This is a genomic window from Methylobacterium mesophilicum SR1.6/6 (assembly GCF_000364445.2).
Lineage (GTDB): Bacteria > Pseudomonadota > Alphaproteobacteria > Rhizobiales > Beijerinckiaceae > Methylobacterium > Methylobacterium mesophilicum_A.
Genome location: NZ_CP043538.1, coordinates 2970937 through 2994353 on the forward strand (window position 1 = coordinate 2970937; position 23417 = coordinate 2994353).

General features: G+C 68.4%; 30 protein-coding genes and 2 pseudogenes. 23 read left to right on the forward strand and 9 right to left on the reverse strand.

Annotated features, from left to right (window positions below):
- The first annotated feature begins 4 nt into the window (after window positions 1-4).
- From MMSR116_RS14120 to MMSR116_RS14160, 9 genes are all read left to right on the forward strand, one after another.
- Window positions 5-448 (forward strand): DsrE family protein, encoded by a 444-nt coding sequence (locus MMSR116_RS14120; protein ID WP_010682484.1) that lies wholly within the window; start codon window positions 5-7, stop codon window positions 446-448.
- 107 nt (window positions 449-555) lie between these two features.
- Window positions 556-1992, forward strand: coding sequence for an IS1182 family transposase (locus MMSR116_RS14125; protein ID WP_010682483.1), 1437 nt, complete (start codon window positions 556-558; stop codon window positions 1990-1992).
- Window positions 1993-2281: 289 nt separating this feature from the next.
- Window positions 2282-2866 carry a histidine phosphatase family protein gene (locus MMSR116_RS14130; RefSeq protein ID WP_085988006.1) on the forward strand — a complete coding sequence of 195 codons (585 nt, stop codon included), beginning with the start codon at window positions 2282-2284 and terminating at the stop codon, window positions 2864-2866.
- 181 nt (window positions 2867-3047) lie between these two features.
- Entirely contained in the window at window positions 3048-4109 is a 1062-nt protein-coding gene (locus tag MMSR116_RS14135; protein ID WP_010682481.1) for a YeiH family protein, read from the forward strand.
- A 44-nt stretch (window positions 4110-4153) separates the two neighbouring features.
- Window positions 4154-5356: an adenylate/guanylate cyclase domain-containing protein gene (locus MMSR116_RS14140; RefSeq protein WP_244625664.1), complete on the forward strand. Its 1203-nt coding sequence runs from the start codon at window positions 4154-4156 to the stop codon at window positions 5354-5356.
- A gap of 192 nt (window positions 5357-5548) precedes the next feature.
- The gene (locus tag MMSR116_RS14145; RefSeq protein ID WP_010682479.1) at window positions 5549-6772 is read left to right on the forward strand and encodes a molybdopterin-dependent oxidoreductase; all 1224 of its coding nucleotides are present in this window, start codon (window positions 5549-5551) and stop codon (window positions 6770-6772) included.
- Between the two features lie 11 nt (window positions 6773-6783).
- Complete coding sequence (locus MMSR116_RS14150; protein WP_010682478.1) at window positions 6784-7122, forward strand: c-type cytochrome; 339 nt, start codon at window positions 6784-6786, stop codon at window positions 7120-7122.
- A gap of 183 nt (window positions 7123-7305) precedes the next feature.
- Window positions 7306-8289, forward strand: coding sequence for a beta-propeller fold lactonase family protein (locus MMSR116_RS14155; protein ID WP_010682477.1), 984 nt, complete (start codon window positions 7306-7308; stop codon window positions 8287-8289).
- A 79-nt stretch (window positions 8290-8368) separates the two neighbouring features.
- Complete coding sequence (locus tag MMSR116_RS14160) at window positions 8369-9454, forward strand: molybdopterin-dependent oxidoreductase (RefSeq protein ID WP_010682476.1); 1086 nt, start codon at window positions 8369-8371, stop codon at window positions 9452-9454.
- A 3-nt stretch (window positions 9455-9457) separates the two neighbouring features.
- Here MMSR116_RS14160 and MMSR116_RS14165 read toward each other — a convergent pair whose 3' ends face one another.
- The 6 genes and pseudogenes from MMSR116_RS14165 to MMSR116_RS14190 form a co-directional block, all read right to left on the reverse strand.
- Window positions 9458-9808 carry a YidH family protein gene (locus MMSR116_RS14165; protein ID WP_010682475.1) on the reverse strand — a complete coding sequence of 117 codons (351 nt, stop codon included), beginning with the start codon at window positions 9806-9808 and terminating at the stop codon, window positions 9458-9460.
- A 17-nt stretch (window positions 9809-9825) separates the two neighbouring features.
- On the reverse strand, window positions 9826-10716 hold the full coding sequence (locus MMSR116_RS14170) for a LysR family transcriptional regulator (protein WP_010682474.1): 891 nt from the start codon (window positions 10714-10716) through the stop codon (window positions 9826-9828).
- Entirely contained in the window at window positions 10713-11522 is an 810-nt protein-coding gene (locus MMSR116_RS14175) for an anti-sigma factor family protein (protein WP_010682473.1), read from the reverse strand. Before MMSR116_RS14175 ends, MMSR116_RS14170 begins: the two co-directional genes overlap by 4 nt.
- Window positions 11519-12028, reverse strand: coding sequence for an RNA polymerase sigma factor (locus tag MMSR116_RS14180; RefSeq protein WP_010682472.1), 510 nt, complete (start codon window positions 12026-12028; stop codon window positions 11519-11521). Before MMSR116_RS14180 ends, MMSR116_RS14175 begins: the two co-directional genes overlap by 4 nt.
- Window positions 12029-12071: 43 nt before the next feature.
- Complete coding sequence (locus MMSR116_RS14185) at window positions 12072-12455, reverse strand: COG4315 family predicted lipoprotein (protein WP_010682471.1); 384 nt, start codon at window positions 12453-12455, stop codon at window positions 12072-12074.
- A 404-nt stretch (window positions 12456-12859) separates the two neighbouring features.
- Window positions 12860-13272: pseudogene (locus MMSR116_RS14190) on the reverse strand (MerR family transcriptional regulator).
- Between the two features lie 47 nt (window positions 13273-13319).
- On the opposite strand from MMSR116_RS14190, the gene MMSR116_RS32540 reads away from it, so the two are divergent.
- Both MMSR116_RS32540 and MMSR116_RS31885 read left to right on the forward strand, forming a co-directional pair.
- Window positions 13320-13754 carry a mercuric transporter MerT family protein gene (locus MMSR116_RS32540; RefSeq protein WP_083920195.1) on the forward strand — a complete coding sequence of 145 codons (435 nt, stop codon included), beginning with the start codon at window positions 13320-13322 and terminating at the stop codon, window positions 13752-13754.
- A 5-nt stretch (window positions 13755-13759) separates the two neighbouring features.
- Window positions 13760-13987 carry a GDCCVxC domain-containing (seleno)protein gene (locus MMSR116_RS31885; RefSeq protein WP_083920177.1) on the forward strand — a complete coding sequence of 76 codons (228 nt, stop codon included), beginning with the start codon at window positions 13760-13762 and terminating at the stop codon, window positions 13985-13987.
- A 191-nt stretch (window positions 13988-14178) separates the two neighbouring features.
- On the opposite strand, the pseudogene MMSR116_RS14205 reads toward MMSR116_RS31885, so the two are convergent.
- A pseudogene (locus tag MMSR116_RS14205) lies at window positions 14179-14642 on the reverse strand (hypothetical protein).
- A gap of 164 nt (window positions 14643-14806) precedes the next feature.
- Between MMSR116_RS14205 and MMSR116_RS14210 the strand changes: the two are divergent.
- Genes MMSR116_RS14210 through MMSR116_RS14230 form a run of 5 tightly spaced genes read left to right on the forward strand, consistent with a single transcriptional unit; the run spans window position 14807 to window position 17821 of the window.
- A complete protein-coding gene (locus MMSR116_RS14210) occupies window positions 14807-15232 on the forward strand; it encodes a YeeE/YedE family protein (RefSeq protein WP_010682467.1) in 426 nt (141 codons plus the stop codon).
- 3 nt (window positions 15233-15235) lie between these two features.
- Complete coding sequence (locus tag MMSR116_RS14215; RefSeq protein ID WP_010682466.1) at window positions 15236-15685, forward strand: DUF6691 family protein; 450 nt, start codon at window positions 15236-15238, stop codon at window positions 15683-15685.
- Complete coding sequence (locus MMSR116_RS14220; RefSeq protein WP_010682465.1) at window positions 15682-16491, forward strand: sulfite exporter TauE/SafE family protein; 810 nt, start codon at window positions 15682-15684, stop codon at window positions 16489-16491. Before MMSR116_RS14215 ends, MMSR116_RS14220 begins: the two co-directional genes overlap by 4 nt.
- Window positions 16492-16511: 20 nt before the next feature.
- Entirely contained in the window at window positions 16512-17423 is a 912-nt protein-coding gene (locus MMSR116_RS14225) for an MBL fold metallo-hydrolase (protein WP_024827702.1), read from the forward strand.
- 11 nt (window positions 17424-17434) lie between these two features.
- Window positions 17435-17821: a rhodanese-like domain-containing protein gene (locus tag MMSR116_RS14230; RefSeq protein ID WP_010682463.1), complete on the forward strand. Its 387-nt coding sequence runs from the start codon at window positions 17435-17437 to the stop codon at window positions 17819-17821.
- Window positions 17822-17850: 29 nt separating this feature from the next.
- On the opposite strand, the gene MMSR116_RS14235 is transcribed toward MMSR116_RS14230, so the two are convergent.
- Window positions 17851-18525 (reverse strand): Crp/Fnr family transcriptional regulator, encoded by a 675-nt coding sequence (locus tag MMSR116_RS14235; RefSeq protein WP_010682462.1) that lies wholly within the window; start codon window positions 18523-18525, stop codon window positions 17851-17853.
- Window positions 18526-18708: 183 nt separating this feature from the next.
- On the opposite strand from MMSR116_RS14235, the gene MMSR116_RS14240 reads away from it, so the two are divergent.
- The 4 genes from MMSR116_RS14240 (at window position 18709) to MMSR116_RS32250 (ending at window position 21027) form a co-directional block, all read left to right on the forward strand.
- Window positions 18709-19509 carry a pentapeptide repeat-containing protein gene (locus tag MMSR116_RS14240; protein WP_010682461.1) on the forward strand — a complete coding sequence of 267 codons (801 nt, stop codon included), beginning with the start codon at window positions 18709-18711 and terminating at the stop codon, window positions 19507-19509.
- A gap of 44 nt (window positions 19510-19553) precedes the next feature.
- Window positions 19554-19943: a thioredoxin family protein gene (locus MMSR116_RS14245; protein ID WP_010682460.1), complete on the forward strand. Its 390-nt coding sequence runs from the start codon at window positions 19554-19556 to the stop codon at window positions 19941-19943.
- Window positions 19944-19950: 7 nt separating this feature from the next.
- Complete coding sequence (locus tag MMSR116_RS14250; protein ID WP_127991788.1) at window positions 19951-20760, forward strand: cytochrome c biogenesis CcdA family protein; 810 nt, start codon at window positions 19951-19953, stop codon at window positions 20758-20760.
- A 132-nt stretch (window positions 20761-20892) separates the two neighbouring features.
- The gene (locus MMSR116_RS32250) at window positions 20893-21027 is read left to right on the forward strand and encodes a hypothetical protein (RefSeq protein ID WP_280178356.1); all 135 of its coding nucleotides are present in this window, start codon (window positions 20893-20895) and stop codon (window positions 21025-21027) included.
- Between the two features lie 239 nt (window positions 21028-21266).
- On the opposite strand, the gene arsH is transcribed toward MMSR116_RS32250, so the two are convergent.
- Complete coding sequence (gene arsH / locus MMSR116_RS14255; RefSeq protein ID WP_010682458.1) at window positions 21267-22055, reverse strand: arsenical resistance protein ArsH; 789 nt, start codon at window positions 22053-22055, stop codon at window positions 21267-21269.
- Between the two features lie 50 nt (window positions 22056-22105).
- Between arsH and MMSR116_RS14260 the strand changes: the two genes are divergently transcribed.
- From MMSR116_RS14260 to arsC, 3 genes are read left to right on the forward strand one after another with little or no spacing between them, the layout of a single operon-like run.
- On the forward strand, window positions 22106-22465 hold the full coding sequence (locus tag MMSR116_RS14260; RefSeq protein ID WP_010682457.1) for an ArsR/SmtB family transcription factor: 360 nt from the start codon (window positions 22106-22108) through the stop codon (window positions 22463-22465).
- On the forward strand, window positions 22458-22985 hold the full coding sequence (locus tag MMSR116_RS14265; RefSeq protein WP_010682456.1) for an arsenate reductase ArsC: 528 nt from the start codon (window positions 22458-22460) through the stop codon (window positions 22983-22985). Before MMSR116_RS14260 ends, MMSR116_RS14265 begins: the two co-directional genes overlap by 8 nt.
- Window positions 22985-23410: an arsenate reductase (glutaredoxin) gene (gene arsC / locus MMSR116_RS14270; RefSeq protein WP_010682455.1), complete on the forward strand. Its 426-nt coding sequence runs from the start codon at window positions 22985-22987 to the stop codon at window positions 23408-23410. The genes MMSR116_RS14265 and arsC overlap by 1 nt, the downstream gene beginning before the upstream one ends.
- Window positions 23411-23417: the final 7 nt, after the last annotated feature.

The window sequence follows — 23417 nt, forward strand, 5'->3', positions numbered from 1 at the left end:
CCTGATGCTTGCGGTCGTCCTCGCGATGATGGGCATCGGGACGGTCCGTGCCGGCTCGGAGGCGCCGGCCGGCTACTACGCGGACCAGAAGGTGGTCTACCATAACGGCGGAGGCGGCCCGGACGGAGCAGCCTACTTCAAGCGCCTGCTGGCCAACCTGCGCAACCACGTCGAGGCCGTGGGCAAGGCGCATGTCGAGATCCGCGTGGTAAGCCTCGGCGACGGGATCGGCCTCTTCCAGTCGGCCGCGAACGACAAGGAACTCGCCGGCCGCGTCGACGCCCTCAAGGGAATGGGCGTCCGGTTCCTGGTCTGCGCCAACACACTGCGCGAGCGAAAGATCGACCGCACCACCCTGTACGGCGTCGGCGAGGACGACCTCGTGCCAAGCGGCGTCGCCGAACTGGCACGCCTGCAGGGCATAGGGTTCGCCTACATCCATCCGTAACGGTCAAAAAACTGATGCTTGGAACCTGTGCGCGGGGCCCGCTCAGGGTGGAGGCTGTGTGAAAACGCTGCGGTTCTGATAGTCTCCGCGTGACGGTGGAGGCTTGTATGACGCGGTTCGTGCGTGGTTCGGATCGTCACCAGATCGCACTTCTGCCGCATCGCCTGGACGATTACGTGTCTGAGGACAATTCTGTTCGCGTCGTCGATGCGTTCGTGGATGAACTCGATCTTGCGGGCCTTGGTTTTGCTGGTGTGATGCCGGCCGCGACGGGCAGGCCCGGCTATCATCCCGCGACACTGCTGAAGCTCTACCTCTACGGCTACCTCAATCAAGTCGCCTCCAGCCGCCGCCTGGAGCGTGAGGCCGGCCGCAACGTCGAGGTGATGTGGCTGACCGGCCGGCTCGCCCCCGACTTCAAGACCATCGCCGGCTTCCGACGCGACAACGGCCCAGCGATACAGGCTGCCTGCCGCCAGTTCGTGATCCTGTGCCGCCAACTCGGCCTCCTGGCCGGCGGTGTCGTGGCTCTCGACGGCAGCCGCTTCAAAGCGGTGAACACGCGCGATCGCAACTTCACCCCGGCGGCGGTCCGGCGCCGCATCGAGCAGGTCGAAGCGAGCATCGCGCGCTATCTCGCCGCCCTCGACACCGCCGACCGCCAGGAGGACGAGGTCGCATGCGCACGCAAGGTGCGCATCGCGGAGCGTCTGGATGCTTTGCGGACGCGAATGCGCGAACTGCAGGCGATGGAGAGGCTCGTCGAAGCTGCGCCTGATCGGCAGATCTCGCTGGCCGATCCGGACGCGCGGGCGATGGCCACGAGCGGCAAGGGCACAGGGATGGTTGGCTACAACGTTCAGGCGGTCGTCGACACCGAGCATCATCTGATCGTCGCGCACGAGGTGACAAACATCGGGCACGACCGCACCCAGCTGGCGCACATGAGCCGCCAGGGGCAGGCAGCAACCGGGCATGGAGCGCTCAGCGTGCTGGCGGACCGCGGCTACTTCTCGGGCGAGGAGATCCTGGCCTGTGAGCAGGTCGGCATCTCGGTGACGCTGCCCAGGCCGCTGACCTCGGGCGCCAAGGCGGAGGGGCGCTTCGGCAAGCAGGACTTCGTCTACGAGCCGGAGGCGGATGCCTACCGGTGTCCAGCCGGCGAGCGGCTTTCCTATCGCTACACCAACGTGGAGGGTGGACTGACGCTACGCCGCTACTGGACGACGGCCTGTCAGGGCTGCGCGATCAAGGCGCATTGCACGCCGGCCGAGGAGCGGCGGGTGACGCGGTGGGAGCACGAGGCGGTGCTGGAAGCCGTGCAGCGCCGGCTCGACAAGGATCCCCACGCGATGCGTACGCGCCGCCAGACGGTCGAGCACGTGTTCAGGACGCTCAAGGGCTGGATGGGAGCGACCCACTTCCGGATGCGGCGGTTGCGGAACGTGGCGACCGAGATGAGCCTGCAGGTCCTGGCCTACAATCTGAAGCGGGTGATGGCGATCCTCGGCACCGGACCACTTCTAAGCGCCCTCCGGGCGTGACAGCACGCGGCACAGCGCGCGCCATCACCGCTCCGAACCGGCACGCAGAAACACGTTCTCACACAGCCTCGCTGGGAAGCAGCTTGGCTGCTTTCAGTCGCAAAACGTTCTAAAGCGGACCTAGGATGAACCGCCGTCTCCGGATGGACGGTCCAACCCATCTCAGGGTCGAAGTTCGTTAAAGCCGGATGCCGACTTCATCAGAGGCGATGCGACCGGCGCGGAAGCGCTTTGTCTCGGGGACAGCGGGATTCACGATCGCAAAGCCCCAATCACGCGACGTCTCGTACTGGTCCGGCATGGCCAGAGCGTAGCCAACCAATTCGGTCTATTCACGGAATTGCTGGACTCGCCCTTGACCGAGGAGGGCCTGATGGAAGCCGAGGCAGCCAGACGGCGTTTGGCCAAGCGCAGCTGGCGCTTTTCCGATGCCTTCACCTCGACGCTGACGCGGGCCGTCGTGAGCGGCTGGCTTATCATCGATGCGCTCGGGCAACCCGGCTTAATCCCCAACGCTTCGCCGCGCTCGACGAGCGGGACTAAGACGACCGACAAGACCACCGCCGATGCGCGCTGGGGGGCGGAGCGGATCAAGACCTGGCGCTGCTCATACGCCGAGACGCCGCCGAACGGTGAGATCCTGCGCGATACCGTCGCCCGCATCGTGCCATGCTACCTCCGATCCATCCTACCCGCGATCATGGGCAGGGACGTGCTCGTCGTCGCCCATGGTAATTGCCTACGGGCCCTCGTTATGGCGCTCGAAGACCTCAGCCCGGCGGAGGTCGAGCACCTCGAACTCGCGACGGGCTCCGTCAGGATCTATGAGTTTGCCGCGGACATGACGATCAAGGCCCGCTGCATCGACGGCTGAATGCGCCTGTCGGCCCCCAAAATGGATCTCCGCGGGCCGCGAAAGGAGCCTCATTCATCTATTTCATTGATGATAAGCATCTAATCATTCCGTTGGATTGAATGAAAGGGCAATGGGACTCTCCGGCATCACATCGGAGCCATCCATGTCCGCCCCCAGACTTGTCTCCCACCCTCGATCGATGCGTGCTCTGGCCGGCACGAGAGCTATCCTTCCGGGACTGAGCCTCTGCGTGGCGGTAACCGCCGCAGCGGTCGGCTTCGAGGCCGTCGAGACGCATTTGTTCGGTCGCGCTTGGCTCGAAGCCCTGGTGCTGGCGATCCTACTCGGGAGCGCGATCCGCACCGCCTGGACCCCGTCGCAGCGTTTCTTTCCCGGCATCGCCTTCGGGGCCAAGACCGTGCTGGAGATCGCGGTCGTACTGCTCGGCGCGTCGCTCAGCCTCGCGACGATCCTCGCCGCCGGCCCGGGCCTGCTCTTCGGCATCGCGGGCGTCGTCGTGGTCGCGATCCTGTCGAGCTACGGCATCGGCCGGGCGCTCGGGCTGCATTCGCGAATGGCAATCCTCGTCGCCTGCGGCAACTCGATCTGCGGCAACTCGGCGATCGCCGCCACCGCCCCGGTGATCGGCGCCGACGGCGAGGACGTCGCCGCCTCCATCGCCTTCACCGCGGTCCTGGGCGTGCTGGTGGTGCTCGGCCTGCCGCTGCTGGTGCCGCTGCTCGGCCTGTCGCCGATGCAGTACGGCGTGCTTGCCGGCCTCACCGTCTACGCCGTGCCGCAGGTCCTCGCCGCCACCGCGCCGGTCGCGGCGCTCAGCGTCCAGGTCGGAACCCTGGTGAAGCTCGTCCGGGTGCTGATGCTCGGGCCGGTCGTTCTGATGCTCTCGCTCGGTGCGAGCTCGCTGCGCGAGGAGACCGACGAGGCCGCGCCTGCCGTCACCGCCGGCGACCGCCCGGCCCGCGGTGGCCTCGCGATCCAGCGCCTGGTGCCGTGGTTCATCCTCGCCTTCCTGGCGCTCGCGGGACTTCGCTCGGCCGGGCTGATCCCGCAGATCGCCCTCGCGCCGATGTCGGAGACCGCCAACGTGCTGACCGTGGTCTCGATGGCGGCGCTCGGCCTCGGGGTCGACGTGCGCAGCGTCGCCAAGGCCGGGGCGCGGGTGACCCTCGCTGTGGTCGCCTCGCTCCTTGCCCTCGGCGCCGTCAGCCTCGGCCTGATCCATGTGCTCGGCCTCGTCTGATCCGCGCTATGGCATCGATCCGACCCCTTGATGGAAGTACTGCCGTGGCACGTTCGTCCCAATCTTCATCCGAGGCAGTCGCGCAGGCGACGGCATGGTTGATGGGTCCGGGGCGCGAAACGGCCGACGCGGCTGCCCTTCTCGATGGGTTCAGTGCGTGCCTCTCGGGGCTCGGCCTGCCGCTAGCCCGCGCCACCACCCACGCGCCGACCCTGCATCCGTCGTTCCGGTGGGTGATGCGCGTCTGGCATCCAGGAGCGTCGAGCCTAGCTGTGCGCCGTCGCCACGGCATCGAGACAACGCCGATCTTTCACGGCAACACCGTCGAGCACGTGGTCGAGACGCGGACCCCATTCCAATGCCGTCTCGACGGAGATGGGCCGCTGCCGTTTCCCGTGCTTGGCGAGCTTCGCAACGAGGGTCTGACCGACTACCTCATCGCGCCGCTGCGCGCCGCGCGTGGACGCATGGGTGCCGCCTCCTGGGCGACAGTGAGACCGGGCGGGTTGACGCCGATCGAGATCGACACGTTGCTGGCGCTTATCGAGCCGTTCTCGCTGCTGTTCGAGATCAAGGCGCTCGACGACATGCTCGGCGCGGTCCTGAGCGCCTATGTCGGGCGCGACCCGGCGCGGCAAATCCTGGCCGGCACAGTTCGGCGCGGCGACGTACGCCTCATGCGGGCCGCGATGATGCTGACCGACCTGCGTGGGTTCGGCGAACTATCCGACCGGCAAAGCCCCGATCGTGTCGTGGCCGCCCTCAACCGGATGTTCGACGCCATCGTGCCAGCCGTCGAGGAAGAAGGCGGCGAGGTGCTGAAGTATATCGGCGACGGGCTACTGGCCGTGTTCGATGCCGATCGCGACGAGGCCGAAGCGCGCCGTGCCGCCTTGCGTGCCGCCGAGGCCGCACTCGATGCGCTTGCGACTTTGCGCGACGGCCATAGACCCGCCTTCGAGGTCGGTGTCGCACTTCATGTCGGAGAAGTCGCCTACGGCAATATCGGCGGCGGCGACCGGGTCGATTTCACGGCGATCGGCCGAGATCTGAATGTGCTCGCCCGTGTCGAGCGCCTGTGCAAGACATATGATACCCCGCTCATCGCCACCGACACCTTCCTCGACGGCCTCGCGCATTCCCTCGAACCGCTCGGCACCGTCGCCCTGCGCGGTTTCGCCGAACGTCACGCCCTGTTCGGGCATCGCAGGACCACGGCAGTTGAAGCACCGGCGGCCCGACGTTGAAACAGCATCAAGCACCACTGGGGCGGAGATCGAAAATTTCCAAATCATCGCTTTGAGAGATCGTTCGCATCACAAAAGACCGTTAGTGGGAATAAATCGCATCCCGTAGCATCTCCCTGGTCGCGAGGTACCGCGGCGGGCTTGGTGCCCTCGAACGCATCGACGCCGACATTCTTCAAGGGGGGAGAGACCATGCACGGACTGGACAGACCGACGAACCGCCGCCTCGTGTTGGGTGGACTCGGGCTCGGCAGCCTTGGAGCCGCGCTGCCGGCCTGGGCCAAGGGCACTGTGAGGCTTCCTCTGCCGGGCGGCCCGGACGAGCGGGCGTTGACCACCGCCTTTCCTGGCAAGGGCGAGATGATCCTGCAGCGCACCCATCCTCCGCTACTGGAAACGCCGTTTTCGGTGTTCGACGAGGGCGTGTTCACTCCCAACGACCGCTTCTACGTGCGCTGGCACTGGGCCTCGATCCCGACCGAGGTCGATGCCGGCACCTTCCGTCTGAAGGTCCACGGTCATGTCGAAAAGGAGCTCTCGCTCTCCCTCGATGCCATCGCCGGCCTGCCGCGCTTCGAGATCGCCGCGGTCAACCAATGCTCGGGCAACTCCCGCGGGTTGTTCGAGCCGCGGGTGCCCGGCGCGCAATGGGCGAACGGCTCGATGGGCAACGCCCGCTGGACCGGGGTGCGCCTCAAGGACGTGCTCGAAAAGGCCGGCGTGAAGGCCGGTGCCGTACAGGTGCGCTTCAGCGGTCTCGACGAGCCGGTCGTGGGCGACGCGCCGGACTTCAAGAAGTCGCTCGATCTCGACCACGCCAACGATGGCGAGGTGATGATCGCCTACGCGATGAACGGCGAGCAATTGCCGCTTCTCAACGGCTTCCCGCTCCGCCTCGTGGTGCCGGGCTGGTACTCGACCTACTGGGTCAAGATGTTGTCGGACATCGAGGTGCTGGACAAGCCCGACGACCAGTACTGGATGAAGACCGCCTATCGTATCCCGGACGTCCCGGGCGCCAACATCAAGCCCGGCCAGACCGGCTTCAAGACGGTGCCGATCAACAAGATGGTACCGCGCTCGTTCGTCACCAATCTGCAGGACGGCGCCAAGGTCGCGGCCGGAACGCCGTTGGCCGTACGCGGCATCGCCTTCGGCGGCGATTGCGGGGTGAAGGCGGTCGAGTTCTCCGGAGACGGCGGGGCGACGTGGCTTCCAGCACAGCTCGGCGCGGACGAGGGCCCCTACAGCTTCCGCCGCTTCGAGGGCAGCCTGCCGGCGTTGGCCGCCGGCACCCACACGGTGAAGGTCCGCTGCACCAATACCAACGGCGTCGCGCAGCCCACGGACCGGGTCTGGAACGGGGCTGGCTTCATGCAGAACGGTATCGAGACCGTGTCCTTCCAGGCCGCTTGAGGAGAACAGCCATGACCCCGATCCGCTCTGCGGCACTCAGCGTCGCGCTCATACTGTCTCCCCTGGTGGCGGTCGCCGCCCCGGCTCCCGAGCCGATGCGCTTCACCTCGCAATCGATCGAGATGCCGACCTCCGACCGGATCTTCCCCGACGGGCCGGGGGCGGAGGCGGTCAACAACAACTGCCTCGCCTGCCACTCGACCGGGATGGTGTTGACCCAGCCCAAGCTCTCGAAGGCGCAGTGGACCGAGACCGTGAACAAGATGATCCACGTCTACAAGGCGCCAGTCGATCAGGCCGACGTGCAGACCATCGTCGACTACCTCACGGCGTTGAAGCCGACGCCCTGAACCCCCGAAACCCGAGGCCGCCGCGTTTTTTCGCCGGCCTCGGGGAATAGACCGCTCTCGCTGGCATCTCCTTGAGGCGATGCATGGCCGGACCGGTCCTGCACGACGCAATTCGATTTCGAACCCGCCCGCATGGCTGGCCCCGGCCGCTGAACGAGCGCGCATGCCCGAGAGACCCGCTCCATGACCCATATCCGCACCAGCCTCCGCGCCCTCCTCGCCGGAGCTGCCTTGCTTCTCGCCCAGGGCCAGCCCGGGTCCGCCGCCGGTTTCGACGGCGCGATCAAGAACAACGCCTTGGCGCTGAACGCTGCCGGGACCGTCGCCGCGGTGTCGAACAGCGAGGAGAGCGCCGTCGTCGTCTACGACGTCGCTAAAGGCACGGTCCTGCGCCGCCTCGACGGCTTCGTCACGCTCCGTAACATCGTGTTCGCACCGGACGGCGCCCGCTTCTACGTCTCCGACAGCGGCACCGGCCGGATCACGGTCTACGAGACCGCCACCGGCAAGGAAGCCGGCGTTCTCGCCGCCGGGCCCGGGGCCTTCGGCACCGTGCTCTCGGCCGACGGGGGCAAGCTCTACGTCAACAACGAGGCCGCGAGCACGCTGACCGTGTTCGACACCAAGACCATGCTCGCGGAGGCCGTGATCCCAGGCTTCGCGCAACCGCGCCAGGGCGTGAAGCTGTCGCCCGACGGCAAGACCGTGTTCGTGACGAACTTCCTCGGCGACAAGATCACGTTGGTCGATACCGCCACCAACAAGATCACCGGCGAGATCGCTGGGTTCGACAAGCTGCGCGCCATTTCGATCACCAAGGACGGAAAGACGCTGTTTGCCGCCAACAGCGGCCGCAATACTATCGGTGTGGTCGATGTCGCCGCCCGCAAGGTCACCTCCGAGGTGGAGGTGGGCAAGGACCCCTACGGAGCCGCGCTGACACCGGACGGTCGCTTCGTCTATTCCGGCAACCTCAAGGACAACTCACTCTCGGTGATCGACACCGGCACCCTCAAGGTCGTCGCCACGGTGACCGGCCTGAACGAGCCGCGCCAGGCGATCGCGTTCTCGGCCGACAACGCCTACGCCTACGTCCTCAACCGCGATCTCAGCGTCGCCGTGGTCGATCGCGCGAAGAATGCGGTGGTCTCGACAATGAAGCCCTGAGGCGACGCGCGCCGGGGGCCTTATCGACCCCCGGCGCGTTCTCGTCGTCGACATGCCACGTACGCAGGACAAAGACCCCATGCTCGGCCTGTTCCAGCGCAAGGACCGCCTCATCGTCCACGGAAAGGCGCCCTACAACGCCGAGCCGCCGCTCGATCGCCTGCGGGCGGCGTTCCTCACCGACCAGGCCGACTTCTACGTCCGCAGCCACGGCGACATCCCGGACCTCGACGCCGACGGCTACCGCCTGACCGTCGACGGGATGGTCGCCATGCCGCTCGAACTCTCCCTCGCGGAACTCAAGGCGCGCTTTGCGCAAGCCACCGTCACGGCGGTGATGCAATGCGCCGGCAACAGACGGGCCGACATGCTGGCGGTGGCGCCTGTCTCCGGCGACCCGTGGGCGCCTGGTGCCATCGGCAACGCGGAATGGACCGGCGTGCGGCTCGCCGAGGTGCTGCGCGCGGCCGGCATCGATGCAGATGAAGAGCGCTACGTCGCTTTCGAGAGCCACGACCGGATCGCGGACACGGACACGCGCTTCGGCGCCTCGATCCCGCTCGCCAAGGCGCTGGCCCCCGAGACGCTGCTTGCCTTCGCGATGAACGGCGAGCATCTCGCCCCCGAGCACGGCCATCCGTTGCGTGTGGTGGTGCCGGGATTTGCCGGCATCCGCAGCCCGAAATGGCTCGCCCGGATCACGGTGCAGGACCGGCCCTCCGACAACCCCATGCAGGCCGACGACTACAAGCTGTTTCCGCCCGACGTGACGGCCGAGACCGCCGACCCGGCCCACGGCATCACCATCGAGGCGATGCCGCTCAACAGCGCGATCTGCGAGCCCGCCCGCGGCGCGTCCCTGACGGCCGGCCGGCACGCGATCCGCGGCTACGCCATCGCCAGCGACCGCGCGGTCGCCCGCGTCGACGTCTCGACGGATGGCGGCCGTAGCTGGGCGCAGGCCCGGATCGAGCGCGATGCCGACGCGCCCTACGCCTGGACGTTCTGGGAGATCGAGCGCGAGTTGACGACGGGCGAGCACGAGCTCGCAGTGCGGGCCTGGGATTCCGCCGGCCAGACCCAGCCGGCCGCCCCCGACGATACCTGGAACTACAAGGGCTACCTCAGCGCCGCCTGGCACCGGGTGCGGGTGACCGTCGCTTGACCCTCACGCCCAGAGCAGGGCGGTGGCCGCGAGGCCCGCGATCGCGATCAGCAGGGCCGCGATCCCGATGGTGAGGAGGCGCGGCATCATCGGGATCTCGGAATGGGCGAGTCGCGCCCGGATCGCCCGGTCCCGCCACACGGCGCCGGCGAACGAGGTGAGCGCGCAGGCGATCAGCGTCAGCGACAGCACCTTCAGCGGCCAGACCGCCAGCACTTCCCGCAGGAAGCGCTGCGCGGCAAGGCCGATGCCGAGGAACGCGAGCCCGGTGCGAAGCCACGCGACGAAGGTGCGCTCGGCCGCCAGCACGGTCCGGTCCTCGGCGAGCCTCACCCGCGGGGCGTTGGGGGGCATGGGTTTCGCGTCCTCGCTCATCCCGCATCCGCCGTCGCGATCAGGTCGAGCAACGCGTCGGCGGCCCGGCTGCGGTAGCGCTCCTTGTGGCGCAGCACCCGGAACGGCCGGCTCGGCAGGGCGAACGCCGCCCGCACCAGGGTCCCGGTTCGAAGCGCTGCGGCGACCACGGTCTCGGACAGGACGGCGGCCCCGCCCCCGGCCTCGACGGCGGCGCGTACAGCCTCGTTCGAGGGCAGTTCGAGCGTGACCCGGAGTTGGCCTAGGGCGAGGCCGGCCTCCGTGAGCGCAGCCTCGAAGGCGGAGCGGGTTCCCGATCCCGCCTCGCGCAGCACCCAGTCGGCCCCGGCGAGGTCTTCGGGTGCGAGGGCGGTCGCCCCGGCGAAGGGATGGTTTGGGGCGACCACGAGGACGAGTTTGTCCTGGGCGATGGTCGTGCTTGCGAGCGTCGGGTCGTCCAGCGCCCCCTCGACAAAGCCGAGTTCGGCCTGCCCCGCGCGCACCGCGTCGGCGGCGTCGGTGGTGTTGCCCACCGCCAAGCGGATAGCGATCTCAGGGTAGGCCCGGCGGAAGGCGACGAGGTGGCGAGGCAGCCAGTCGCTGGCGATGGTCTGGCTGGCAAAAAGCGCCAGCGTCCCACGCCGCATGCCGCTGAGGTCGGCGAGCACCAGTTCGGCGGCCTCGGCGCGGGCGAGCACGGCGCGGGCCTCGACGAGGAACACACGCCCCGCCTCGGTCAGCTCGATCCCGCGGCCAACCCGGTGAAACAGCTTGGCCGCGTGCCGCCCCTCGATGTTGGCGATCGCCGTGCTGACCGCCGATTGGACGAGGTTCAGCGCCTCGGCAGCCCGGGTCACGTGCTGCCGCTCCGCCACGGCCACGAAAATGCGGAGCTGGTCGAGGGTCATGGCTGCCGACGATCCGGCGCGAGGCCGCGGACGTGCGCATCGACCGCCTGCGCGACGGTGAGCAGCCGGGCCTCGTCGGTGCGGCCGGTGACGACGTAGGACATGCCGCCATCGACCCAGGAGAAGGCAGCGATGTCGCCCTCTCGGGCGAAGCGGAAGAGCGTCCTCCCATCGCCGTTTCCGACGCGGCTGTAGAGCGTCAGGCGGGTTCCGCGATCGTCGTCGTACATCAGCATCGCCGCGGATTCGGTGCCGGCCGGCAGCAACCGCCCGCCCATCAGGCGAAACCCTTGCGCCGCGAGATCGGGGGCCGCGACCGCATGACCGAGGCGTTTCGAGAGCCACGTCACGAGGTGGGGCTTCTCGTCAGCGCGCACCTCCACCGGATGCACCACTTCGACCACGAAGGTGCGAAAGGCCGCGACCGCGTCCTGCGTCGCCGGTGCCTCCGCCACCATCGCCGTCGCGGGCCCGCCGAGCAGGGCATGGCCGACCCAGCCGCCGGCACCGCCGAGCGTGAGGCAGAGCACGGCTGCAGCCGCCATGGGGAACCAGCCCGCGCCGACCAACCGATGTCGCGGGCGAATGTTGGCAACCCGGAGCCGCGCTGGGATTGCCTCCTCGGCGGTCGGCGCGAGGCGAGCACGCAGGCGCTCGCGCAGGGCGCGATCCGCCGAGACCTCGGCCGCACGCGCGGGGTTTCCTTTGAGCCATGCCTCGACCAGCGCCAGCCGCTCCGGTTCGAGGCGGCCGTCGATCAGGCCGTGCAGGTCGTCCTCGCCGACCGGGCGTGGATCCCCGCTCATTTCACCCTCCTCAAGACGCTAGTCCGGCCAGTTTCCAGAAAACTTCGCATCCGCGTCCGCGCCCGACTCAACCGCGACATCACCGTGCCCAGCGGTACCCCGAGCACCTGGGCCGCCTCGGCATAAGACAGATCCTCCACCGCCACGAGGAGCAGCACCGAGCGCTGTTCCTCGGGCAGGGTGTCGAGCCCGGCGAGTACGTCGCGAGCTCCCATCGCGGCTTCCGGGTCAATACCCGGATCGGGCACCTGCTCCAGTGATTCCGCGCCGACATCGACGCCGCGCCGGCCCCGGCGCCGGACGGCGCCGAGGAACAGGTTGCGCTCGATCGTGAACAGCCACGCCCGGAAGTCGCCGTCGCGGCGACATCCGGACCAGGCGGACAATGCCCGTTCCAGCGTGTCCTGGACGAGGTCGTCGGCCGCCTCGCGGTCCCGCAACAGCGCGACGGCGTAGCGCCGCAAAGCCGGGATCTGCGGTTCGATGAGGTAGGCGATGTCGTCCAACGACGTTTCTCGGTTAAAGAGGACCGATCCAGGCATTCACCGATCAAGGCTTAGCGATGTGCCAAGCGCCGTTGAGGAAGCCGTCGCCGGTGATGTCACCCGGCTTGGTGTCCTTGGCGAAGGTGTAAAGCGGCTTGCCCTTGTAGGCCCCCTGCATCGTGCCGTCGTCCCGCGTCACTATCGTCCAGTCACCGCTGACGGCCGAGCCGGAGGCGGCCATCAGGGCCGGCCAGTTGGCGGCGCACGGGCCGTTGCACATCGACTTGCCGCCCATGTCCTTGTCGAAGGTGTAGAGGGTCATGCTCCTGGCATCGACCAGGGCCGGCCCCTTGGCGGTCTGGGCCGTCATGGCTGGCGCGGCGGCCTGAGCGGCCACGGCGGAGAAGGCGATGGCCGCAAAGGCGGCGCGGATCAGCAGATTGCGCATGGGTGAAGTCTCCCGCGGTCGAGCATTACCGCATCGGGAGGGATGTCGAACGGGCCCTTCTATTCCGCTGACAGACGAAAAAATGGTCACGCCAGCGTGACCGTCGACTCGTCCTCAATCACGGCATACGGCCGACACTTAGGAGCAGTCAGAGGACTAATGCGGTGGTGTCACCGTTTTGAAAGGCGTAGATCCGAGATCATGCCCTCGCAAGGCGAGATCGACTGCAACGGCTGCTTTCGAGAGATACGTTGGCTTGCTCTTACGGCGAGGTTGGGTCGATAGCGGCAAGTCCGCTCGGGATGGTTTCCAGCCGGTCCGCTTTTGATCGGAGAAGCATCGAAGGGGACACCCACTCCGCGCCCGCTTCCGATTGTCCTCGGATCTTCAAAGGAGATGCTCTCTCACACCGGAGCATCGAGCATGTCGAGAACCGGACAGGCAGGCGTCGGCGCGCCGCTGCACTGGTTGATCGTATCGCTCAGGATGCGCTCAAGCCGCGCGAGATGGGCAAGTTTGGCGCGAACCTCGGACAGATGCGCACTGGCAATCTCCAGAACCTCGGCACAGGAACGGTGACCGGGCTCGGCCAACGTCAGCAAGGTGCGGATGTCCTCGATCCCGAAGCCCAACGCGCGAGCGTGACGGATGAACGCCAAACGCTGGACGTGGGCCGGATCGTAAGCACGGTGGCCCCCCCAGTGCGAGCAGGCGGTGGCATGAGCCCGATGCGCTCGTAGTAGCGGACCGTCTCCAGATTGACCCCAGCCGCCGCCGCGATTTGCCCGATGGAGAGACCGCGCGAACTCGTGACCATTTCTCTCTTGATCCCGTAGTGGCTACGGGATGCAGAGTGGCATGACCATGATCGACACACCATCCGTAGCGGCTCCTGCGAGGCCTGCCCCACATCCGCGGGATAGCCTGCCTGCTCCCTCAGGAAGCTGGTTAGCCGGGCTGGGTGCAGTCGCCGGACTGGGGGCGCTGGCGGCATCGTCCTGCTGCGCTCTGCCGGTGGCGCTCGCCGGTCTCGGCGCAACGGGGGCCGTATTCGGCGGGTTGGCGATGTTGGCGAGCATCCGGCCGGTCCTGCTCGGCGGTGCAGCATTGGCCCTCCTCGTGGGCTGGGGGCTGTTCCTCCGCCGCCGGGCGACGGCCTGCGACATGGCTGGTCCATGTACAAGTACCGGACCATCAAGGCGCACGGCTGCCTCGCTCGGGATCGGGACGGCGCTGGTTACCCTTGCGCTTGTGTGGGAACCCTACCTTGAGCCCGTAGTGCTCAGGGCCATGCAGTAAAGTAGATGCAGCTTCAGTCCACTCTCACCTGTCCACACTGCGGCCATCAGGCGACAGAAACGATGCCGACCGACGCCTGCCAGTTCTTCTACGAGTGCACTGGCTGTGGCACCCTCCTGCGTCCGAATGCAGGCGACTGCTGCGTGTTCTGCTCCTTCGGTGACGTACCGTGTCCGCCGATCCAAGAAGCTTGCGAGAGCGGCCAGCCTGCAACCTGCTGTTCGGGAACATAGCGACCCGCCCAGCCGAACATAGCCAATTCTTGCCCTAGCAGAAGTTGTGGGACAACCAAAGAACGACTGGTTTCGGGAAACGATAAGCGTGTTGCGAGCGGCTGGCGTGGGTCGGGAGCGGACCCTCAAGGCTGGAACCAAACGGAAGGTTTCGACCCCTGGCGCGGGGCGAGACGAACCCGTCTCCCTGTCTATCGTTCAAGCCTGGCCGCCATGAGCGCATGGCTGGCCCGGCTGTCGTGATCGCCCGGTCCGGGTCCGATGGGGCCGAAATCGCCACGGAGCGCCTTCAGGGCGTTGCGCTCGATCTCGATCTCCCGGGCCGTGCGGAAGCCGAGCCGTCGGAGCACCGGCAACGGCGGGCACCAGCCCTGGACGGCGTGCTGGAGCAGGAAGGCGGTCACCGCCAGCGGCAAGGCGAGCCACCGCCGTCCGTGGTCATGCCCAGCAACGTCCCGGTGAGTGCCAGAGTCGCGGCGTTGGCCTCCAGCGTCCGTTCAATGTCCCATTCCACGTCGAGCTCGCACAGCCGACGGCCGATGGCCTGCGGGTGCTCGGCATGCCAGCGAACGCTCGCATCGAGCTCGGCAGCGATGCGGCGGTTGTCCCGCGCACCCGTGTGAAGCGAAACCCGCTGCGCAGTTCCAGCCACCATCGAATGCCTCCCTCTTGCAATTAAATTAGAAGTGTCTAATTTAGAACTATCTAATTCAAAGCGGCCGGCAGCGATTCGTCCGGCCTCAGGTCAACCTGGCAAGCGCCTTGGGGATCGAGCGCAAGTCGAAGGCGCACCTCAGCCGCATCTCCGGAGGGATGTCGATGGATGGCTTCACGCCACTGAGCGCCACGGTCGGCGGTGCCATGATCGGTACCTCCGCGGCTCTGTTCCTGCTTCTAAACGGAAGGATCGCCGGCATCAGCGGCATCCTCGGCGGACTGCTCGCGCCGCCTTCGCGAGAGACTGGCTGGCGCGCCGCCTTCGTGGCTGGCCTTATCTTGGCGCCTCTCGCCTACGCCGGCCTGGGGGGCAGCCTTCCGCCGGTGACTATCGGCGCGTCGTTCCCGCTCCTGATCCTCGCGGGCCTGTTGGTCGGGTTCGGGGCGCGCCTCGGCGCCGGCTGCACCAGCGGCCACGGGGTCTGCGGCATCGGCCGCGGCTCGCCCCGCTCGCTGGCCGCCACCGGCACCTTCATGGCGGTCGCCATCCTCACCGTCCTCGTCGTGCGCCATCTGGTCGGAGCCTGAACCATGGCCAAGACAGCCTCCGCCTTCGCCGTGGGCCTCCTCTTCGGCCTCGGCCTCCTCGTCTCGGGCATGGCCGACCCGGCGAAGGTCCTCGCCTTCCTCGACGTGACCGGTCGCTGGGACCCCAGCCTCGCCCTCGTCATGGCGGGCGCCGTCGCGGTCTCGGCCGCAGGCTACCACCTGACGCGGCGGCGCGGCCGACCGGTTCTCGCGCCCAGGCTCGATGTCCCGGCCCGCCGCGACCTCGACGCGCGCCTGATCGCCGGGGCCGCGATCTTCGGCCTCGGCTGGGGACTGGCCGGCCTGTGCCCCGGGCCCGCGCTCACCATCCTGACGATTGCCCCGGCCGAGGCCGTGACCTTCGTGATGGCGATCATCGCAGGCATGCTGCTGTTCCGCCTGGTGCCGGCGGCCCGCCTGAAGCCGACGGCCGTGCTGGGAGCCGACGCATGATGCCCGGCCCCCTAACATCCGGCCTCGCCGCCGGCTCGGGAGGGGTCGTGGGCGTGATCCTCGGCCTCGTCGGCGGGGGTGGCTCGATCCTCGCGGTCCCGCTGCTGACCTACGTGGTCGGCGTGTCCTCGCCCCACGTGGCCATCGGAACCAGTGCCTTGGCGGTCTCGGTCAGCGCGGCGGGCAACCTCGTCCCGCACTGGCGGGCCGGGAACGTGAAGTGGCGTTGCGCGGCGGCGTTCTCGCTCGCCGGGGTCCTCGGCGCGCTCGTCGGCTCGGCGGTCGCCAAAGCGGTCGACGGGAACAGCCTGCTCGCCCTGTTCGGGGTCGTCATGCTCGTGGTCGGCGGCCTGATGCTGCGCAAGCGGCGCGGCGAGGGCGACCCGGACGTGCGCCTGACCAAGGCCAGCGCCCCGGTGCTCCTGCCCTGGCTGCTCGGCATCGGCCTCGCGGTCGGCCTGTTCTCCGGCTTTTTCGGCATCGGCGGGGGATTCCTGATCGTGCCAGGACTGATGCTGGCGACGTCGATGCCGCTGCCCATGGCCATCGGCACCTCACTGGTCGCGGTCAGCGCCTTCGGGGCGGCGACCGCGGCGAGCTACGCCGCCTCCGGCCTGATCGACTGGCCGCTCGCCGGCCTGTTCATCCTGGGGGGCGTGCTCGGAGGCCTCCTCGGATCGAGGCTTGGCCAGCGCCTCGCCGGGCGCAAGCGCGCCCTGACCGTCACCTTCGCCGGCCTCGTCATCCTGGTCGGCCTGTACGTCGTTGCCCGCGGGGCCCTGCCGCTCCTCGGCCTGAACGCCTAAACCCGGAAAGGAGGAGGTCCATGTCGAACCAGACCGCCGGAGCCCTGCGCGGGCATCCCGTCGTGACCGGCTTCCACGACGAGCCGACCGGCAGCATCCAGTACGTCGTCGCGGACTCCGAGACGAAGCGCTGCGCGATCATCGACCCGGTCCTCGACTTCGACCCGAAGTCCGGCGCGACCGCGACCCGGTCCGCCGACGCTCTGCTCGCCCATATCGAGCGGGAGGGCTACGCCCTGGAGTGGGTTCTCGACACGCACCCGCACGCCGACCACTTCTCGGCGGCCGGCTACCTCCACGACCGGACGGGCGTCCCGACCGCCATCGGCGAGAAGGTCGTTGACGTGCAGCGGCTCTGGAAGGGGCTGTACAACCTGCCGGACACGTTCCGGACGGACGGTTCGCAGTGGTCCCGGTTGTTCGCCGACGGCGAGCGCTTCCGGATCGGCGACCTCGACGTCGAAGTGATGTTCACGCCGGGCCACACCATGGCCTCCATCGCCTACCGGATCGGCGATGCCGCCTTCATCCACGATACCCTGTTCATGCCCGACAGCGGCTCGGCTCGGGCGGACTTCCCGGGCGGCAACGCGCATGCGCTGTGGCGCAGCATCCGGCGCATCATGGCCCTGCCGGACGACACGCGGCTGTTCACCGGGCACGACTACCGCCCGGGCGGCCGGGCGGCGGCCTGGGAAAGCACCGTCGCCCGGCAGCGGGCGGAGAATCCGCACCTCGTCGAGACCCCGACCGAGGACGCGTTCGTGGCGATGCGCGAGGCCCGCGACCGCGAACTGCCGATGCCGAAGCTCATCCTGCATTCCCTGCAGGTGAACATCCGCGGCGGGCGCCTGCCCGAGCCCGAGGCGAACGGCCGCCGCTACCTGAAGATCCCGCTCGACACCCTCGACGGCGCGGCGTGGGGCGAATGACGGAGACGAGCATGACCACGATCAGCGCGAAGGACCTGGTGGCGCAGGCCAACCGGGAGGTGGAGACCCTGACGGCCGAGGAGGCGCTGGCGCGCCTCGGCCAACCCGGCACGGTGCTCGTCGACGTGCGCGAGGGCGAGGAACTGGCCAAGACAGGCAGGATCGCCGGGGCCGTCCACGTGCCCCGCGGGTTCGTTGAGTTCCAGGCCGACCCCGCGAGCCCGACCCACCGGGCCGAACTCGGCGGTGGCAAGCGCCTGGTGCTCTACTGCGGCTCCGGCAACCGCTCGGCCCTGGCCGCCAAGTCGCTTAACGACATGGGCCTCGGCCCCGTCGCCCATGTCGCCGGCGGCTTCCCGGCCCTGGCGAAGGCCGGCGGTACCGTCGATCCGGCCTGATCATGACCGGGGAGGCGACAGGCCGCAAGTCACCGCCGACCCGCGGCCTCCAGGCAGGGGCGGTCCACGATCTCGACCGCGCCACGCCGGACCTCGATCAGGCCCGCCTCGGCCCATTGCCCCAGGATGCGGCTTACCACCTCGCGCACGCTGCCGATATCGTCCGCGAGCTTCTGGTGAGTCACCGCGGCCACGCCCCGCGGGTCCGCCTCGGCCAGGAGCCGTTGGGCGAGGCGCTGCTTGAGCGGCGCGAAGGCGACCTGGTCGATCAGCGTGAACAGGCCGGACATCAGCCGGGTGTAGTCGTCCATGACGAAGCTGCGAAAGGCGGCGCTCTCGCCCATCAGGTGCTGGAACGTGCTCACCGGTAGCGCCGCCAGCTCGGTCCGTTCCTCGGCCACGCTCTGTGCCGGGAAGTTGCCGCCGGACAGAAGGCACTGTGTGGTCAGGGCGCAGGTGCCGCCCGGGCCGACCTTGTAGATCAGCACCTCGCGCCCACCTTCCGACATGCGGAAGATGCGCGTGCGGCCCTCCAGGCACATCAGGTAGTTGGCGCACTCGCCGTCGAGTTCGTAGGCGATGGCGCCCGCGTCCAGAACCGGGAAATGCACCGTCCCCCGGGCGATCTGGAGGTGCGCCGGGCTCAGCGCCTGCAGGAGCGGGAATCGGTCGATCCAACGTTCGACCTTCTGGGCATCAGTCATGGCGGCGTAGTCCCCCGGCCATGACGACGGGCTGATCGTCCGGCGCGCGTTGTGTTTTTCTCCCGCCGCGCCGGACTTGTGTGACCTGGGTCACCGACCGGGTGCAGCGGGCCGGCATAGCATCGCGACACAACGAACACGATAAGGCGCCGGCCATGTGTGGCGCCCGCCAGGAGTGAACGGATGCGCCGCCTCGCCCTCAGCTTCATGCTCGCCGTACTCGCCGCCGGCCCCGCCTCGGCCGAACAGGATCTGCTGCTCGGGGCGGACATGTCCTCGCCCGCCATGACCAAGGCCGAGATGAGCCGCGCCGATGTCGAGGCGATGATCAAGGCCGCGGACGGCAAGCCGGTCGACCTGCACGACAAGTCCCTCTCCGGGCTCAATCTCTCAGGGCTGAACCTCCGGAGCGTCAACCTACGGACGGCGCGCCTGAACAACACCAACCTGCGCGGGGCGGACCTCAGCGGTGCGAACCTCGAACAGGCATGGTTCCTGAAGGCCGACCTGTCCGGCGCCAAGCTCGCGGGCGCGAGGATGTTCGGGATCACGGCGCGGGACGCCAATTTCAGTGGCGCCGACCTCAGCCGCTCCATGCCCATCGGAGACTTCAAGGGCGCCAACATGAGCGGCGCGACGTTGGTCGACCTCAAGGGTGGGGCCGACATCAAGAACCAGTCCATGGGCCTGATGCGGACGGTGTTCACCTCGGTGAACCTCTCCGGCGCGAACCTGAAGGGAGCCAACCTCGGCCGGTCGCGCCTGGAGTACGCGAACCTGAAGGACGCCGACCTCACCGACGTGGTGCTGATGGGCTCGGACCTGTCAGGCGCCAACCTGACCGGCGCCACCGTCACGGGCGCTGACTTCAAAAACGTCGATGTCGACAGCGCCAAACTGATCGACCTCAAGGGGCAGGCCGAGGCCAAGGACTGGTCGGAGCGCGTGAATGCCGACCGTGCCGTCACCCAGGCGTCCAACTGAATCGGGCGGAAGCCTCGACCCATCGCAAAGGAGATAGACGACCCATGATCGCGCGTCGCGTCCTGCTCGGCGCCCTGGCCGCCGCTCCCCTGCTGTTCGGTACCGCCGCGAATGCTGCCGAAGCCGTCTTCACTCCCGACGCCTTCGAGGCCGCCCAGAAGACGGGCAAGCCGATCCTCGTCCATGTCACCGCGCCGTGGTGCACCGTTTGCGCGGCGCAGAAACCGTTCCTGGCCAAGCTGGAAGCCCAACCCCGGTTCAAGGACCTCCAGGTGTTCGACGTCGACTTCGACAGCCGCATGGACGTGTTGAAGCGGTTTGGTGTGACGACGCAGAGCACCCTGATCACCTTCAAGGGTGAGAAGGAGACGGGGCGCTCGGTCGGCGATACCCAGCCGGAGTGGATCGAAGGCGCCGTCGAGAAGGCTTTGTAGGCCGGCCATGGCCACCACGTTCGGCCTCGCGTTCCTGGCCGGCATCCTCTCGGTGCTGTCACCCTGCGCGTTGCCCTTGCTGCCGCTGGTTCTGGGCGCGGCCGAATCGGAGCACCGGCTCGGCCCCGCCGCCCTGGCTGCCGGCCTCGCGCTGTCCTTCGTGGCCATCGGGCTGTTCGTGGCGACCGGGGGGTTCGCCCTCGGCCTCGACGTCGATGTCTTCCACACCGTGGCGGCCATCATGCTGGTCCTGATCGGGCTCGTCCTGATGGTTCCGGCCGCCCAAACCCGACTTGCCGTCGCCGCCGGCCCGGTGAGCAACTGGACCGGGAGCCGGTTCAGTGGCTTCTCGACCGCCGGGCTTCTGGGACAGTTCGGGGTCGGGCTGCTGCTCGGCGCGGTCTGGAGCCCTTGCGTCGGGCCGACCCTCGGGGCCGCGTCCCTCCTCGCATCGCAGGGTCGGGACCTGGGTACGGTGGCGGCGACGATGCTTCTGTTCGGCCTCGGCGCCGCCCTGCCGCTCCTGCTCCTCGGCACGCTGTCCCGCGAGATGCTGATGCGCTGGCGCGACCGGATGATGAGGCTCGGCAAGGGGCTAAAGGTCGCCCTGGGCGCCATCCTCGGCACGCTGTCCCGCGAGATGCTGATGCGCTGGCGCGACCGGATGATGAGGCTCGGCAAGGGGCTAAAGGTCGCCCTGGGCGCCATCCTCGTGGCCACCGGCCTGATGATCGCCACGGGCTACGACATGGCTGCGGAGACTGTCCTGGTCAACGCCTCGCCGCCGTGGCTCACCGACCTGACGACCCGCCTGTGACCTCGATGGCGTCTGCCTCCGGAGCCAGCCCCATGCGACCCTACCTTCTCAGGGCCTGCATGCTCTGCGCTGCCATCCTCCTCGGGGTGGCAGGTCCGGCGCATGCCTGGGAAATGGTCGGCACGAAGCAGCTTGAGCTACGCATGCCGAAGGGCGGCGAAGGCATCGACGACGCGCGCGCTCGTGACGGCCGACCCCGGCATCCTGAAGGAGGGCGAGAGCGACGTCGCCCTGAAGACTGCCGATGCCGCGGTGCCGCGCGGGTGATGTCGGCGACGTGGCGGCCACGACGGCGCTCTTCCTCCGGACAGTCGCCGTCATCCGGGCGAACATCGCTATCGCCGTAAACACGAAGGCGGTGCTCGCTGTGACCCGTTATGCTGGCCGACACCGGCCTCGCGGTCCTCGTAACCGCGGACGCCCCGCGCCTCCTGCGGATGGGTGCATGATGCAAGCTGAGAGGAAGGCTGCCATCCTCCTCCGCCACCGCCAGGGCGCCGCGGCGGTCACCCGTGAGGGAGACCGGGCCTCCTTCGGTCCGGATCATGCTCGCCACTCGCGAACCCGATGTCGGCCGCAACGGCTTTCAGCCGCTCAGGCTCCCGTTCCTTGCGCTCGGAGTAGCGGTCGACGAGGTAGTCGGCCCGCGCGCGGGTGAGCAGCGTGAACTTCATCAACTCCTCGCAAACGTCCACGATCCGGTCGTAGAGCGGCCCCGGCTTCATCCGGCCGTCGTCGTCGAACTCCTTGTAGGCCATCGGTACCGACGACTGGTTTGGGATGGTGATCATCCGCATCCAGCGCCCCAGCACCCTCAGGCTGTTGACCGCGTTGAAGCTCTGGGAGCCGCCAGAGACCTGCATCACGGCCAGGGTGCGGCCCTGGGTCGGGCGCACGCTTCCCTCGCTGAGGGGCAACCAGTCGACTTGGGCTTTCATCACGCCGGTCATGTTGCCGTGCCGCTCGGGGCTGACCCAGACCTGGCCCTCCGACCAGATCGAGAGGTTGCGCAGTTCCTGCACCTTCGGGTGGTCGGCAGTGGCGTCGTCGGGCAGCGGCAGCCCGGCCGCGTGGAAGATGCGCACCTCGCCGCGCATGGCCTCAAGCAGGCGCGCCGCCTCGTAGGCGAGAAAGCGGCTGAAGGAACGCTCCCGCAGCGAGCCATAGAGGATCAGGAAGCGGGGAGCGTGGGTGAGCGGCGCCGTCGCCGATACCCGCTCGGCGGTCGGCGCCTCAAAATGCGCCTCGCTCAGGTTCGGCAGGCCATCGGTGAAGGGCTGGATGGGCTTGTCCAAGGATCTGCATTCCTGTACGTTCAAATGGTAATTTGATAATTGTACCGACGATGGACGAGACGCAAGCCCTCGCAGCCTTCCTGGCCCTCGGGCAGGAACATCGCCTCCGCTTGGTGCGGGCGCTCGTGACCGCAGGCCCGGACGGCTTGGCCTCCGGCGTCCTGGCGGACGCGGTCGGCGTGTCGGCGGCCACCGTGTCCCATCACCTCAAGGAACTGAGCCACGCGGGGCTGGTCACCTCCCGCCGCGAGGGCCGCTCGATCATCTACAGCGCCGCCTACCCGGCACTGTCGGAGCTGGTCCAGTTCCTCATGCGCGACTGCTGCCAGGGCCATCCGGAAGTCTGTGCCCCGGCCGTGGCCGCGCTCGCCGCCTGCGACTGCACCACTGGAGACGCCGTCCATGCCTGAGCCCACGTACAACGTCCTGTTCCTCTGCACCGGCAACTCGGCCCGCTCGATCCTTGCCGAGGCGATGCTCAACAAGGATGGCGGCGGCCGCTTCCGGGCCTATTCCGCCGGCAGCCAGCCCAAGGGCGAGCCGCATCCGCTGGCGCTCCAGGTGCTGCGGGAGAGCGACTATCCGACCGAGGGCCTTCGCTCGAAGTCCTGGGACGAGTTCGCCGCCCCCGGCGCCCCGGTCCTCGATTTCGTCTTCACCGTCTGCGACAACGCCGCCGGCGAGGCTTGCCCCTACTGGCCGGGCCAGCCCGTGACCGCGCATTGCGGCATCGAGGACCCCGCCGTGGCGGAAGGCTCGGAGATGGAGCGCAAGCGCGCCTTCGTCACCGCGCAGCGATACCTCAGGAACCGGATCGCCGCCTTCGTCGCGCTGCCGCTCGGCAGCCTGGACCCGGTCGCCCTCTCGTCGAAGGTCCGCGAGATCGGCCAGCTCGCCGGCGCGACCTCGGCCCGCCCGGAGGTCGCGTGATGGACATCGTGATCTACCACAACCCGGATTGCGGCACGTCCCGCAACACGCTTGCGATGATCCGCAACGCCGGCATCGAGCCGCACGTGGTCGAGTACCTCAAGACCCCGCCGAACAGGACGCTCATCGGGCAGATGCTCGCACGCGCCGGCATCACGGTGCGGGACGCACTGCGCGAGAAGGGCACGCCCTTCGCCGAGCTCGGCCTCGGGGACCCTGCGCTCGCCGACGAGCAGCTTCTAGACGCCGTCGAGGCCCACCCGGTCCTGCTGAACCGGCCGCTCGTGGTCAGCCCGAAGGGGGTGCGCCTGTGCCGCCCGTCCGAGGCGGTGCTCGACCTGCTGCCGGAGCAACAGGGCGAGTTCGTGAAGGAGGACGGCGAGCGCGTGGTCGACGAGAGCGGCCGCCGCGTGGCAACCGCCTAAGGAATCC

What these genes read in the sequence shown, in the direction of transcription:
- MMSR116_RS14120 (WP_010682484.1), top strand. Translation starts at nt 5, where the DNA reads ATGCTTGCGGTCGTCCTCGCGATGATGGGCATCGGGACGGTCCGTGCC.
- MMSR116_RS14125 (WP_010682483.1), top strand. Translation starts at nt 556, where the DNA reads ATGACGCGGTTCGTGCGTGGTTCGGATCGTCACCAGATCGCACTTCTG.
- MMSR116_RS14135 (WP_010682481.1), top strand. Translation starts at nt 3,048, where the DNA reads ATGCGTGCTCTGGCCGGCACGAGAGCTATCCTTCCGGGACTGAGCCTC.
- MMSR116_RS14145 (WP_010682479.1), top strand. Translation starts at nt 5,549, where the DNA reads ATGCACGGACTGGACAGACCGACGAACCGCCGCCTCGTGTTGGGTGGA.
- MMSR116_RS14150 (WP_010682478.1), top strand. Translation starts at nt 6,784, where the DNA reads ATGACCCCGATCCGCTCTGCGGCACTCAGCGTCGCGCTCATACTGTCT.
- MMSR116_RS14155 (WP_010682477.1), top strand. Translation starts at nt 7,306, where the DNA reads ATGACCCATATCCGCACCAGCCTCCGCGCCCTCCTCGCCGGAGCTGCC.
- MMSR116_RS14160 (WP_010682476.1), top strand. Translation starts at nt 8,369, where the DNA reads ATGCTCGGCCTGTTCCAGCGCAAGGACCGCCTCATCGTCCACGGAAAG.
- MMSR116_RS14165 (WP_010682475.1), bottom strand. Translation starts at nt 9,808, where the DNA reads ATGCCCCCCAACGCCCCGCGGGTGAGGCTCGCCGAGGACCGGACCGTG.
- MMSR116_RS14170 (WP_010682474.1), bottom strand. Translation starts at nt 10,716, where the DNA reads ATGACCCTCGACCAGCTCCGCATTTTCGTGGCCGTGGCGGAGCGGCAG.
- MMSR116_RS14175 (WP_010682473.1), bottom strand. Translation starts at nt 11,522, where the DNA reads ATGAGCGGGGATCCACGCCCGGTCGGCGAGGACGACCTGCACGGCCTG.
- MMSR116_RS14185 (WP_010682471.1), bottom strand. Translation starts at nt 12,455, where the DNA reads ATGCGCAATCTGCTGATCCGCGCCGCCTTTGCGGCCATCGCCTTCTCC.
- MMSR116_RS32540 (WP_083920195.1), top strand. Translation starts at nt 13,320, where the DNA reads ATGATCGACACACCATCCGTAGCGGCTCCTGCGAGGCCTGCCCCACAT.
- MMSR116_RS31885 (WP_083920177.1), top strand. Translation starts at nt 13,760, where the DNA reads ATGCAGCTTCAGTCCACTCTCACCTGTCCACACTGCGGCCATCAGGCG.
- MMSR116_RS14210 (WP_010682467.1), top strand. Translation starts at nt 14,807, where the DNA reads ATGGATGGCTTCACGCCACTGAGCGCCACGGTCGGCGGTGCCATGATC.
- MMSR116_RS14215 (WP_010682466.1), top strand. Translation starts at nt 15,236, where the DNA reads ATGGCCAAGACAGCCTCCGCCTTCGCCGTGGGCCTCCTCTTCGGCCTC.
- MMSR116_RS14220 (WP_010682465.1), top strand. Translation starts at nt 15,682, where the DNA reads ATGATGCCCGGCCCCCTAACATCCGGCCTCGCCGCCGGCTCGGGAGGG.
- MMSR116_RS14225 (WP_024827702.1), top strand. Translation starts at nt 16,512, where the DNA reads ATGTCGAACCAGACCGCCGGAGCCCTGCGCGGGCATCCCGTCGTGACC.
- MMSR116_RS14230 (WP_010682463.1), top strand. Translation starts at nt 17,435, where the DNA reads ATGACCACGATCAGCGCGAAGGACCTGGTGGCGCAGGCCAACCGGGAG.
- MMSR116_RS14235 (WP_010682462.1), bottom strand. Translation starts at nt 18,525, where the DNA reads ATGACTGATGCCCAGAAGGTCGAACGTTGGATCGACCGATTCCCGCTC.
- MMSR116_RS14240 (WP_010682461.1), top strand. Translation starts at nt 18,709, where the DNA reads ATGCGCCGCCTCGCCCTCAGCTTCATGCTCGCCGTACTCGCCGCCGGC.
- MMSR116_RS14245 (WP_010682460.1), top strand. Translation starts at nt 19,554, where the DNA reads ATGATCGCGCGTCGCGTCCTGCTCGGCGCCCTGGCCGCCGCTCCCCTG.
- MMSR116_RS14250 (WP_127991788.1), top strand. Translation starts at nt 19,951, where the DNA reads ATGGCCACCACGTTCGGCCTCGCGTTCCTGGCCGGCATCCTCTCGGTG.
- MMSR116_RS14260 (WP_010682457.1), top strand. Translation starts at nt 22,106, where the DNA reads ATGGACGAGACGCAAGCCCTCGCAGCCTTCCTGGCCCTCGGGCAGGAA.
- MMSR116_RS14265 (WP_010682456.1), top strand. Translation starts at nt 22,458, where the DNA reads ATGCCTGAGCCCACGTACAACGTCCTGTTCCTCTGCACCGGCAACTCG.
- arsC (WP_010682455.1), top strand. Translation starts at nt 22,985, where the DNA reads ATGGACATCGTGATCTACCACAACCCGGATTGCGGCACGTCCCGCAAC.